The 12,031-nt window shown below is 69.0% G+C and carries 7 protein-coding genes and 2 pseudogenes; 3 read left to right on the forward strand and 6 right to left on the reverse strand.

From position 1 onward, the window contains the following. Positions 1–111: 111 nt before the first annotated feature. From CLG85_RS19930 to CLG85_RS19940, 3 genes are read right to left on the reverse strand one after another with little or no spacing between them, the layout of a single operon-like run. Positions 112–2,013, reverse strand: coding sequence for a peptidoglycan -binding protein (locus CLG85_RS19930; protein WP_260349903.1), 1,902 nt, complete (start codon positions 2,011–2,013; stop codon positions 112–114). A gap of 3 nt (positions 2,014–2,016) precedes the next feature. Beyond that, the gene (locus CLG85_RS19935) at positions 2,017–3,231 is read right to left on the reverse strand and encodes a biopolymer transporter ExbB (RefSeq protein WP_095884304.1); all 1,215 of its coding nucleotides are present in this window, start codon (positions 3,229–3,231) and stop codon (positions 2,017–2,019) included. Between the two features lie 54 nt (positions 3,232–3,285). Further along, positions 3,286–3,828, reverse strand: coding sequence for a gamma-glutamylcyclotransferase (locus tag CLG85_RS19940; RefSeq protein WP_224847918.1), 543 nt, complete (start codon positions 3,826–3,828; stop codon positions 3,286–3,288). Positions 3,829–3,893: 65 nt separating this feature from the next. Here CLG85_RS19940 and CLG85_RS19945 point away from each other — a divergent pair, with 65 nt between their 5' ends. Next, positions 3,894–4,841 (forward strand): DUF2125 domain-containing protein, encoded by a 948-nt coding sequence (locus tag CLG85_RS19945; RefSeq protein WP_260349904.1) that lies wholly within the window; start codon positions 3,894–3,896, stop codon positions 4,839–4,841. A 74-nt stretch (positions 4,842–4,915) separates the two neighbouring features. Next, positions 4,916–6,205, forward strand: a complete 1,290-nt coding sequence (locus tag CLG85_RS19950) for an acetylornithine deacetylase/succinyl-diaminopimelate desuccinylase family protein (protein WP_260349905.1) — start codon at positions 4,916–4,918, stop codon at positions 6,203–6,205. A gap of 142 nt (positions 6,206–6,347) precedes the next feature. Here the strand turns inward: CLG85_RS19950 and panC are convergent. Next, positions 6,348–7,192: pseudogene (gene panC / locus CLG85_RS19955) on the reverse strand (pantoate--beta-alanine ligase). Next, on the reverse strand, positions 7,189–8,022 hold the full coding sequence (panB, locus tag CLG85_RS19960; protein ID WP_095884287.1) for a 3-methyl-2-oxobutanoate hydroxymethyltransferase: 834 nt from the start codon (positions 8,020–8,022) through the stop codon (positions 7,189–7,191). Before panB ends, panC begins: the two are co-directional and overlap by 4 nt. 169 nt (positions 8,023–8,191) lie before the next feature. Between panB and CLG85_RS19965 the strand changes: the two genes are divergently transcribed. Further along, positions 8,192–9,673 (forward strand): ABC transporter substrate-binding protein, encoded by a 1,482-nt coding sequence (locus CLG85_RS19965; protein WP_095884288.1) that lies wholly within the window; start codon positions 8,192–8,194, stop codon positions 9,671–9,673. A 159-nt stretch (positions 9,674–9,832) separates the two neighbouring features. Here the strand turns inward: CLG85_RS19965 and CLG85_RS19970 are convergent. After that, positions 9,833–12,031, reverse strand: a pseudogene (locus CLG85_RS19970) (coiled-coil domain-containing protein); the annotation flags it as partial.

Genomic DNA, 12,031 nt, shown 5'->3' on the forward strand with positions numbered 1-12,031 from the left:
CGGAACCTCCCCGCAGGCCTGGCGGGGAGGGTTTTTTGTTGCCTGCGTCTTATCCGGTGTGGGCTAAGCCAGCCGCGCGCCACGCGGCCCTGCCCTACTTCTCGGTCAGCCCTACTTCTCGGTCAGCTTGAGTTCGATCCGACGGTTCTGCGCCTTGGCTTCTTCGGTGCCGGCACTGTTGATCGGCTGGAACTGCCCGAAGCCATTGGCCGAGAGCCGCTGCGGCGGAATGCCCTCCTTCTCGACCATGTAGCGCACCACCGACAGCGCCCGCGCCTGGCTGAGTTCCCAGTTGTCGGCGAAGGGGGCGCCGGGACGCAGCGGCGTGTCATCCGTGTGCCCATCGACCCGCAGGATCCAGTTGATGCCCGGTGGGATGTCCTGCGCGATGGCGCGGATCAGGCCGGAAATCTTGTCGATCTCCCGCTCGCCCGCGGCCGAAAGCGTCGCCCCACCCGGCGGGAAGAGCACCTCGGAGGAGAAGACGAAGCGGTCGCCCTCGATCCGCACGCCCTCCTGCTGGCCAACGACCTCGCGAAGGCGGCCGAAGAACTCCGAGCGGTAGCGTTCGAGGTCCTGCGCCTGCGCCTCGAGACGCTTGCGCTCGGCTTCCTCGAGCTGGCGGCGCTTGCGCTCCTCGGCGGCCACCCGCGCCAGCGCGGCGTTAAGGTCGGAGCCGAGGTTCTGGATCTGCACCTGCGCCTCGGCGTCCTTCTCGCGGCTGTCGTCGAGCAGCCCTTGCAGCTGCGAGAGCTGCGTGCGCAAAGCCGCGACCTGCTGGTTCAGCAGCTCCGACTGCTTCTGCGCCGTGCTGGCCCGCTCGTCGCTGGCTTCAAGCTCCTTGCGGGCCTGCGCCAGAAGCGCCTGCTGGCGCTCGTCGTCGCTCAGCCCCTCGGCCAGTTGCGCCTCGGCGGCGGCCTTGGCGGCCAGCGCCGCGGCAAGCCGGTCGCGCACCTGCTGGGCATCAAGCTCGACGTCGCTCTGCGCCGCCAGCGCCTCCGCCAGCTTCACCTGCGCCGCGTCGCGCTCCGCGCGTGCCGTCGCCAGCTCGTCGCGCAGGTCCGACAGCTGCCCCGACTGGGTCTCGCCGCTCTGCTGCGCCTCGGAAAGCGCGCTCTCCAGCGCGACGATCTTCGCCTCCAGCTCGTTGCTGTTGTCGGCGGCCAGCGCCGCCGCGAGCCGGGCGTTCAGTTCCGACTCGCCCTCGCGCGCCGCGGCGAGCAGCGTCAGCGTGTCCTCGGCCTTCTTGCGCTGCTGTTCGAGCGCGAGGGTCATGGCGGTCAGTTCGGCCTGCGAACCCTCGAGCCGCTTGCGCAGCGCGGCGGCGGCTTCGGATTCCGCAAGCCGGCGCTGTTCCTCGTCGGTAAGGTCCTGCTGCAGCGCCTCGACCTGCGCCGAGAGCCCGCCCATCTGCACGTCCTGCTCGGCATTCTTCGCCCGAAGATCGGCGATCAGCGCGTCCATCGCCTCGCGCTGCGCGGCGGCGAGCCGGGCCGCCTCGGTCTGCGCGTCCATCTCGGAACGGGCAGAGGCAAGCGCCGTCTGAAGCGCGTCGCGGTCCGAGGTCAGCGAGTCCTTCTCGGCCGTCAGCTCGCCGATCGTCTTCTGCGCCCCGTCGCGCTCGGCGATCAACGAGCCGACCTGCTCCTCGAAACTTGCGATGCGCCCCTGCTGCGCGTCACGCTGCGCAGTGAGCGCGGCGATGATCGACTGCTGCTCGGCAAGTTGCGCGGCATTGTCCGAGAGTGTCGCCTCGAGCTCGCCGAGCTGGTTGGTCAGCGCGGTGTTCTTGCGCTCCTGCACGCCCAGCGCCTGCGCCAGCGCGGCAAGCTCGCCCGAGAGGCTGCTAAGCTCGGTTTCCTGCCCGGTGATGGTCTCGCGCAGCACGAACTGGATCACCATGAAGATGGTGAGCACGAACATCAGCACCAGCAGAAGCCCGGTCATCGCATCGACGAAACCGGGCCAGATATTGGCCTGAAGGCGGGCTCCGGTGCGGCGCGACAGGGCCATGGATCAGCCCTCGGAGCCGCCGGAGCGGGCCGGGTTCGGGCGCACCGCGCGCACCTGCGGGGGCTGCGGACGGGCGATCTGCCCGAGCACGCGGGTCAGCGTCGCGAGATCGGTGCGCAGCTCGGCCATGCTCTCCTGACGGCCGGCGGCCACCTCTTCGAGCAGCCGCAGCATCTGTACGTCGATCGAGCGCAGGCGCATGCGGCTCTCGGCATCCAACCCCTCGGCAGTCTCGCGGCTTTCCAGAACCTCGATTAGCCGCTCCTGCCCCTCGGCAATCCGCGCCAGCGAGTTGTTCGAGGGCGCCGTGGCCTCGAGCCGCTCGGTCATCCGCTCAATGGAATCGGCGAGCTGCCCGAGCCGCCCCTCGATCTCCATCCGGCCCTGCTCGCTCTCGGAATAGAGCGCGGTCATCCGCTCCATCTGGTCGTTCATCTGGTCGAGCACCATGCCGATCAGCGCCTCGTCACCGCCGCCCTCACCCTCGCCCGAGCTGAAGCTGAGCTTGGTGATCGAGCTGAGCCATTCCTCGAGCTCGCGGTAGAAACGGTTCTGCCCGTGCCCGGCGAAAAGCTCCAGAAGGCCGACGATCAGCGAGCCGGCGAGGCCGAGCAGCGAGGAGGCAAAGGCCACGCCCATGCCGCCGAGCTGGCCCTCGAGCCCGCTCATCAGCCGCGAGAAGGTCTGCACGCCGCTCTCACCCTCTGCGGGCACGAGGCTGCGGATGGTGTCGACCAGCGCCGGCACGGTGGTCGCAAGCCCGTAGAAGGTGCCCAGCAGGCCAAGGAAGATCAGCAGCGAGGTGATATAGCGGGTGATCTCCCGCGCCTCGTCGATCCGGGTCGCGACGGAGTCGAGGATCGAACGGGTCGAGGTCGTGGTGATCTGCAGCCGCTTGTCATGCCGCCTCAGCAGCGCCGCCAAGGGAGCCAGCAGCCGCGGTGGGCGCGCCGCGGCCTCGCGCCCCGAGGCGAAGCCCTCGATCCAGCGCACCGAGGTGATCAGCTGCGCGACCTGCAAGAAGCAGGCCAGCACGCCAAGCACGAAGACGAAAAGGATGAAGCCGTTGAGATAGGGGTTCGACTGGAAGACCGGCAGCACCCGCGGCAGCACCAGCACCGCGCCTGCACCGCACAGGCCGAGAACCGCCAGCATCAGGAGGATCTGGCGGACCGGCTGACTGAAATGGGCCTCTGCCTCGAGGTCGCGTCGGTCCATTCTGGGCACCTAGGTAAGTACTATTCTGCGGGGCAGCGTATGCCCTCGCCCCAATCAAGCCAAGCCGTTATCCGTCAGGCCACGCACACGGTCGGCCAACCAGTGCAGCTCGGCATCAGGAATGCCCAGATGTTCGAGGTGCGAGGCGGTATTGTAGAGATATTCGCTGTTCGGCCCGCGCCCGCCGATCGCCTGCGCGATGATCCGCGCCTGCTCCTCTAGGTCGAGCCCGCCGCAATATTGCACGTGATCCGGGTCGATGATGTAGGTCACCGCCTCCACCGCGCGCCCGTCCTGCAGCGTGAGCGGCAGCGTGGCCTCGTAATAAGCGGCCGAGACCAGCTCGCGCTCGCGCAGGTAGGCCAGGGTCGCCGCTTCCGTGCCCGGCTGCGCGCGCAGCGCCAGCCCGTCGCAGGCGGCCGCATGTTCGGCATCGAGCGCCAGCACCAGCCCCGGCGCCTCGGGGGTGCCGCGGTGATGGATCGAGCGCATGCAGAACGAGCGCCGGTAGCCGGGCAACGTCGCATGGACGCTCTCGGCCACCGGAAAGCCGGGATTCCAAAGAAGTGAGCCGTAGCCGAAGACCCAAAGCGCCATCATTCTGGTCCTTTCCGCATGGCGGCTGTAAACACCAATCCTGTCCGTCAGAAAAGGGGCGCGTGGTGAAGAAACTGTTGTTCGCGGTGATCGTGGCCGCACTGGCATGGTCCGGCTTCTGGTTCGTCTCGGTGCATTTCGAGCGCAGGGCCATCGATAGCTGGATGGAGGCGCGCCGGGCCGAGGGCTGGACCGCCACCTACGAAGACCTCTCGCTAACCGGCTTTCCCAACCGCGTCGACGCGCGTCTGAGCGGGCTGGTGCTGGAAAGCCCCGAGGGGCTGCGCTGGGAGACGCCTTTTGTCGACATCTACCGGCTCGTCTACAACTTCGGGCATGAGATCGTCGCCTTCCCGCCACAGATGAGCTTGACCACCGAGCTTGGCGAAACCCAGATCGCTTCTGACGGCATGCGCGCAAGCTTCATCCACGAGGGTGACACCGTCGTGCGCGCCAACTTCGAGAGCAAGACGCTCAACCTCACCGGCGCCACCACGGCCGCGCTGGCCGGGCTGACCGCCGCGCTCACCCGCGAAGAGGACGAGGAGACCAGCTACCGCATCATGGTTGGCGCCGATGCGATCGCCAGCTCGGGCGGGCGCGTCGCCGATGCCATCCGCCTCGACGCGGGGTTCGACACCGACCTGCCGCTGCGCGTCGGCAAGCAGGCCGGCCCGCACCCGCAGCCTCTGCGCGTCGACCTGCACCTCGCAGAGTACAAGGTCGACGACCTGCAGCTCAAGGTGGCGGGCGATGTCGACGTGGACGACGACGGCCGGCTCGACGGGCAGGTCACGGTCAAGGCGGTGAACTGGCGCGAGATGATCGACATGGCCCGGCAGAGCGGCCAGCTGCCCGAGGGCATGGCGCAGGCGCTGGAGGACGGGCTCGGCCTCGTCGCCGGGCTTTCCGGCAACCGCGACACGCTCGACCTGCCGCTGACCCTCGACCGGGGCATCGCCCGGCTCGGGCCAATCCCCCTTGGCGAGGCGCCCCGGCTGCGGTTCCCCTGATCGCCCCCCTGGACAGGCACTTTCCCCGCGCCGCCACGCTTGCGCGGCGCGGCAAAGCCGGGAAGAGTGCAGGCATGACCGACGCACTCGCCACCCGCCCAATGGATGCCCTCGCGCGCCGTATCGACGACAAGCGTGACGATCTGATCGCGCTGACGCAGGATCTCGTCCGCATCCCGACGCTGAACCCGCCGGGGCAATATTACCGCGACATTTGCGATTACCTCGAACGCCGGCTCGCGGCGCGCGGTTTCGCCTGCACGCTGGTGCGTGCCGAAGGCGCCCCCGGTGACAGCGACCGCTACCCGCGCTGGAACATCGTCGCCCGACGCGAGGGCCCCCGGCCCGGCGACTGCGTGCATTTCAACTCGCATCACGACGTGGTCGAGGTCGGCGCCGGCTGGACCCGCGACCCCTTCGGCGGCGCGCTCGAGGGGGACCGCATCTACGGCCGCGGCACCTGCGACATGAAGGGCGGGCTCGCCGCCTCGATCATCGCCGCCGAGGCCTTCCTCGAAGAGCATCCCGATTTTACCGGCGCGGTCGAGATCAGCGCCACGGCGGACGAGGAATCCGGCGGCTACGGCGGGGTGGCCCATCTCGCGAAAGACGGCTGGTTCTCGCCCAACCGGGTGCAGCACGTGATCATCCCCGAGCCGCTCGACAAGCACCGCATCTGCCTCGGTCACCGCGGCGGCTGGTGGGCCGAGATTGAGACCAAGGGCGAGATCGCCCATGGCTCCATGCCCTTCCTCGGCGATTGCGCCATCCGCCACATGGGCGCCGTGCTCGACGCCTTCGAGGAAACGCTTTTCCCCGCCATGGCCGCCCGCGTCACCGAGATGCCTGTGGTTCCCGAGGGCGCGCGCAACTCGACGATGAACATCAACTCGATCCATGGCGGTCAGGACGAACAGCACGAGGGCCTTCCCGCCCATTGCGTGCCCGACAGCTGCCGCATCGTGATCGACCGGCGCTTCCTGATGGAAGAGACCGTCGAGGGCGTGCAGGACGAAGTCGTGGGCCTGCTCGAAGATCTGAAATCGCGCCGCCCGAACTTCGACTACGAGATCCGCGAGCTGAACCGCGTCATCCCCTCGATGACCGAGAAGAGCGCCCCGGTGGTCACCACCGTGGCCGAGGCGATCCGCGAGGTTCTGGGACAGGACGCCACCTATGTCGCCTCGCCCGGCAGCTACGACCAGAAGCACATCGACCGCATCGGCAAGCTGAAGAATTGCATCGCGTACGGGCCGGGCGTGCTGGAGCTGGCGCATAAGCCCGATGAATGGATCGGCGTGACCGACATGCTCGACAGCGCCCGCGTCATGGCCCGCAGTCTCGAGAGGCTTCTGCTGCGCTGACCTCCCGGCGCCGGGCATCTTCAAACGCCGGACTGCCTCCGGCGGGGAGATTGGGCCAGGAAAAAAGCCGAAGGGCGCGCGCCCTTCCGTCTTCTAGGGTCAAATATCCCGGGGGTCCGGGGGCAGCGCCCCCGGTCCGGCCTCAACCCAGCGCGATATTGTCGATCAGCCGCACCCCGCCGAGCCAGGCGGCGGCGAGCAGGCGAGCGGGCCGGGTGGGGTGTTCCAGTGGCGCGAGCCGTCCGCGCTACGCAGCTCGATGTATTCGAGCTCGGAGAAGCCCGCCTCGCGCAGCGCCGCCTCGGCCTGGAAGCGCACCGGCCCGAGGCTCTCGCCCTCGGCCAGCCGCTCGGCCACCTGCCGCAGCACCCGGTTCAGCGCCGGAGCGGCGGCGCGGGTCCCGGGCGGCAGCAGCACGTTGCGGGACGACAGCGCCAGCCCGTCGGCCTCGCGCACGGTGGGGCAGCCAATGACCTCGGTCAGCAGGTCGAGATCGCGCGCCATGCGGGTGACCACCTGCAGCTGCTGGTAGTCCTTCTCGCCGAAATAGGCGCGGTCGGCGAGGGTCTGCAGGAAGAGCTTGGCGCAGACCGTGGTGACCCCGTCGAAGTGCCCGGGACGGTGCGAGCCGCAGAGACCGTCGGTCAGCCCCGAGACGAGCACCGAGGTGGCGAAGCCCTCGGGGTAGATCTCCTCCGCCCCCGGCACGTAGATCGCGTCGACCGCGTAAGGCGCGAGCTTTTCCGCATCGGCCACTTCCGTGCGGGGGTAATTCTCGAGGTCGGAGGCAGTGTTGAACTGCTTGGGGTTGACGAAGATCGTCACGATCACCCTGTCGCACCCCGCCTTCGCGGCCTCCACGAGGCTCAGGTGACCGGCGTGCAGCGCGCCCATGGTTGGCACCACGCCGACGCTCTCGCCGGCGGCTTTCCAGCCCTGCACGGCGTCGCGCAGCGCCGCCTTGGTTCTCAGGATGGGAGCGGTCATCTGGTCTTCTCCGGTGCTTCTTCGGCAAAGACATGCTCGGGGCCGGGGAATTCCCGGGCGCGCACCTCCGCCGCATATTCCTCGATCGCCGCCTCGGCCTGGTGACCGAGTGCCGCGTAGCGTTTCACGAATTTCGGTTTGAAGGCGGTGAAGGCCCCCAGCATGTCGTCGACCACGAGGATCTGCCCGTCGCAGTTCGCCGAGGCACCGATGCCGATGGTGGGGATCGGCAGCTCTGCGGTGAGCCGGTCGGCAAGCGCCGCCGGGACCTTCTCGAGAACCACGGCAAAGGCCCCGGCTTCTGCCACGGCACGGGCGTCGGCGATCAGCGCCTCGGCCGCGGCACCGCGGCCCTGCACCTTGTAGCCGCCGAGCGTGTTGATCGATTGCGGGGTGAGACCGACATGACCCATCACCGGGATGCCGCGCTGCACCAAGAATCCGATTGTCTGCGCCATATGCGTGCCGCCCTCTAGCTTGACCGCACCGGCGCCGGTCTCGGCCATGATCCGCGCGGCATTGTGGAAGGCCTGCTGCGGGCCCTCCTCGTAGCTGCCGAAGGGCATGTCGACGACCATCATCGCCCTGTCGAGCCCGCGCTTCACCGCCTGGCCGTGCAGGATCATCATCTCCAGCGTGACGCCCAGCGTCGAGGGCAGCCCGTGCAGCACCATGCCGACGGAATCCCCGACCAGCACGAAATCGCAATGGGCGTCCATGGCCTGCGCCATCGGGGTCGTATAAGCAGTGAGGCTGACCAGCGGCACGCCGCCCTTGCGGGCGCGGATGTCCTCGGGCAGCGGGGCTCTCTTGCGGACCGTGGCGCTCATGGACGTCTCCTCTCGTCTGGGGCTCCTCGCGCGGGATGGGGCCGTTTAGCAGGCCGGACGGATCCGATCCAGACCGCAAACCGTGTCGCCGCTTGCACAAACGGGGCAATTGCGCGCAGTCTTGCCGGAGTTTCGCCCGCCCGGCCCCGACACAGGAGTTGCCTTGCCGATGACCCGACCGATCACCCGTTTCAGCCTCTCCCTCGCCGCGCTGCTGCTCGGCTCTGCCGCCTTTGCGCAGCAGGACGATCTGATCATCGCGCTGCAGCTCGAGCCGCCGCATCTCGACCCGACCGCCGCCGCCGCCGGGGCGATCGACTCGGTGCTCTACAGCAATGTCTTCGAGGGGCTGACCAAATTCGCCGAGGACGGCTCGATCCACCCGGGCCTCGCCGAAAGCTGGGACATCTCCGAGGACGGCACCAGCTACACCTTCCACCTGCACGAGGGTGTCAGCTTCCACGACGGCACCGCGATGGACGCCGAGGACGTGAAGTTCAGCCTCGACCGCGCCCGGGCCGAGGACAGCCAGAACGCCCAGAAGGCGCTCTTTGCCGGGATCGACGAGGTCACGGTGATCGACCCGCAGACCGTGCAGGTCACCCTCAAGGCGCCCGACGGTGCGTTCTTGTTCAACATGGCCTGGGGCGACGCGGTGATCGTCGCGCCCGAGAGCATCGAGGCGATCAAGTCAAACCCCGTCGGCACCGGTCCCTTCACCTTCACCAGCTGGACGCAGGGCGACAGCATCAGCCTCACCCGTAACGAGAGCTACTGGGGCGAGACGCCGGCGCTGAGCCGGGCCACCTTCCGCTTCATCTCCGACCCGACCGCCGCCTTCGCCGCGATGATGGCGCAGGACATCGACGCCTATGCCGGCTTCCCGGCGCCAGAGAACCTGCCGCAGTTCGAGGCCGACCCGCGCTTCCAGGTGCTCGTCGGCTCGACGGAGGGGGAGACGATCCTGGCGATGAACAATGGGCTCGAGCCCTTCGATGATCCGCTGGTGCGCGAGGCGGTGGCCCATGCCATCGATCGGCAGGCGATCATCGACGGCGCCATGTTCGGCCTCGGCACGCCGATCGGCACGCATTTCGCCCCGCACAATCCCGATTACGTCGACCTGACCGCCCTGTCCAACTACGACCCCGAGACCTCGAAGACCCTGCTCGCCGACGCGGGCTATCCCGACGGTTTCACCACCACGCTGAAGCTGCCGCCGCCCTCCTATGCCCGCCGCGGCGGCGAGATCATCGCGGCGCAGCTCCGCGCGGTCGGCATCCAGACCGAGATCACCAACCTCGAATGGGCGCAATGGCTCGAAGAGGTCTTCCGCGGCAAGGACTTCGGCCTGACGATCGTCAGCCACACCGAACCGATGGACATCAACATCTACGCGCGGCCCGACTACTACTTCCAGTACGACAATCCGGACTTCCAGGACCTGATGGCGAAGCTGACCGCGACCACCGATCCGGCAGCCCGCTCGGAAATGCTGAAGCAGGCGCAGCGGATCATCGCCGAGGACCATGTCAACGCCTACCTCTTCCAGCTCGGCTTCCCGACGGTGGCGGATGCCAAACTGCACGGGCTGTGGAAGAACCAGCCGACGCAGGCGACCGATCTGACCGGGGTCTACTGGGACGAGTGATCCGAAGGACGAGGCGGGGGCTCTGCCCCCGCACCCCCGGGATATTTGAGCCTAGAAGAAAGGACGGCGCGGCGCCCCTGTCCCTTTTTCAGCTGTTTCTTCTAGGCAAAAATATCCCCGCCGGAGGCATCCTTCGTGCGCCGCACGCGCGGCGCCGCGTCAGGCGACCAGCCGTTCGGCCTTTTTCAGGTTCACCGAAACGAGCTGGCTGACGCCCTGCTCCTGCATGGTCACGCCGAAGAGCCGGTCCATCCGGCTCATCGTCACCGCGTGGTGGGTGATGATCAGGAAGCGGGTCTCGGTACGGCGGCACATCTCATCGAGCAGGTCGCAGAAGCGCGTGACGTTGGCGTCGTCGAGCGGCGCATCGACTTCGTCGAGCACGCAGATCGGTGCCGGGTTGGCGAGGAACACCGCGAAGATCAGCGCCAGCGCGGTCAGCGTCTGCTCGCCGCCCGAGAGCAGCGAGAGCGTCGAGAGCTTCTTGCCCGGCGGCTGGCACATGATCTCGAGCCCGGCCTCGAGCGGGTCGTCGCTCTCGACCATGACGAGATTTGCCTCGCCGCCGTTGAAGAGATGGGTGAAGAGCAGGCGGAAGTTGGCGTTGACCTGCTCGAAGGCGGTCAACAGCCTCTCGCGCCCCTCGCGGTTCAGCGACGAGATGCCCGAGCGCAGCGTGCGCACGGCTTCCTCGAGGTCGGTCTTTTCCTGCGCCAGCGTGTCATGCTCGGTCCGCACTTCGCGGGCATCTTCCTCGGCGCGCAGGTTGACCGCGCCGAGCGCGTCGCGCTGTCGCTTGAGGCGGTTCACGTCGGCCTCGATCGCCTCGGAGGCCGGCATGTCCGAGGGCGCCACGTCGAGCCGCGTCAGCAGCTTCTCGGGGGTCGTCTCCTGCTCGTCTTCGATACGCTCGGCGGCGGCGGCGACGGTCTCGCGTGCGGCCTCGACCCGGGCCTCGGCGCCGGCGCGGGCCTCGCGCGCCTCGGAGGCGGCGCGTTCCGCATCACGCTCGGCGGCGATGGCCGCTCGCATGGCGCTCTCGGCGGCGGACAGCATGTCGACGGCGAGCCTGCGGCGCTCCTCGGCCTCCTCGATCGAGCGGACGAGATCGTCGCGCTTGCCGGCAAGCTCGTCCGGCACCGCGCGGGCCTCGGCCAGCTCGCGTTCATGCGTGGCCTTGCGGTCAGATAGCTCGGCGCTGCGCTTCTCGGCCGTCTCCAGCCGGTGCCGCCAGCCCGAGAGCTCCTTGGTCACGTTCTGCTGCCGGCCCTTGCGCGCCTCGCCCTCGCGGCGCAGCTCGTCATGCGCCGAGCGGCGGGTCATCATGGTCATGCGCGCCGCCTCGACGGTCATCCGCACGTCCTCGGCCAGCGCGCGGGCGCTTTCAAGATCGCCGAGTTCCGACAGGGCGCGCTCGGCCTCCAGCACCTGCTTGCGCGCCGCCTCGGCCTCGCCTGCGTGGCGGCTGACCGCCAGCCCGAGGCTTTCCAGCCGGCTCTCGGCCATGCTGCGCTCGCTTTCGGCGCGGTTGAAGGCGCGCATGGCCTCGTTGACCTCGCGGTCGGCCTCGCGCCGGGTCTCGCGCGCCACCTTGTCGGCACGGGTGAGATCGGCGAGCCGGGCCACCAGCGCATCATGCGCCCCACGCATGGCCACGACCTGCGCCTCGGCCCGCTCCATCTCGGTCTTCAGAACCTCGTGCCGGTTGAGCTGTTCGAGCCGCAGCGCGGCGGCCGACGGCGCATCCTCCGCCCCGGCGCGGAAGCCGTCCCAGCGCCAGAGATCGCCCTCGCGGCTGACGAGGCGTTGGCCGGGCTTCAGCAGCGGCTGCAGGCGTGTGCCCTCGGCGCGGTCGACAAGGCCGATCTGGCCCATCCGCCGCATCAGCACACCCGGCACGGTGACATGTTGCGACAGCGCGCTCACCCCCTCGGGCAGCATCTGCTGGTTTTCATAGCGTGGCAGTTCCACCCAGCCGGACGCCGCGCCCGCGCCGACCTCGGGCGCGCGCAGGTCGTCGGCGAGCGCGGCGCCGAGCGCCTTCTCGAAGCCCTGCGCCACCTGCAGCCGGTCAAGCACCTGTCCGCCCTCGGCGGTGTCGCGGTCGAGCAATCGGGTCAGCGCGCCGACCTCGGCGCGCAAGGCGCTCAGCTCGCCTTCGGCCTCGGCAGCGCTCGGCACGGGCCTCGGCCTCGCGCGACTGGCAGTCGGTGCGTGCCTCGTCGGCCTGCGCCAGCAGTTCCTCCGCGCGGGCGGCCATGCCCTGCGCGCCCTCGGAGCGCTCCTGCGCATCCTCCATGGCGCCGGTCGCTCGGCCAGCGTGCCGCGCGCCTCGGCCACGGCGTCGCGCGCTTGCCG

Origin of the sequence: Alloyangia mangrovi (assembly GCF_002300555.2) — a bacterium.
Taxonomy (GTDB): domain Bacteria; phylum Pseudomonadota; class Alphaproteobacteria; order Rhodobacterales; family Rhodobacteraceae; genus Salipiger; species Salipiger mangrovi.

Excerpts from the sequence above, each read along its gene's own strand:
- CLG85_RS19930 (WP_260349903.1), bottom strand. The coding sequence starts at position 2,013 with ATGGCCCTGTCGCGCCGCACCGGAGCCCGCCTTCAGGCCAATATCTGG.
- CLG85_RS19935 (WP_095884304.1), bottom strand. The coding sequence starts at position 3,231 with ATGGACCGACGCGACCTCGAGGCAGAGGCCCATTTCAGTCAGCCGGTC.
- CLG85_RS19940 (WP_224847918.1), bottom strand. The coding sequence starts at position 3,828 with ATGGCGCTTTGGGTCTTCGGCTACGGCTCACTTCTTTGGAATCCCGGC.
- CLG85_RS19950 (WP_260349905.1), top strand. The coding sequence starts at position 4,916 with ATGACCGACGCACTCGCCACCCGCCCAATGGATGCCCTCGCGCGCCGT.
- panB (WP_095884287.1), bottom strand. The coding sequence starts at position 8,022 with ATGAGCGCCACGGTCCGCAAGAGAGCCCCGCTGCCCGAGGACATCCGC.
- CLG85_RS19965 (WP_095884288.1), top strand. The coding sequence starts at position 8,192 with ATGACCCGACCGATCACCCGTTTCAGCCTCTCCCTCGCCGCGCTGCTG.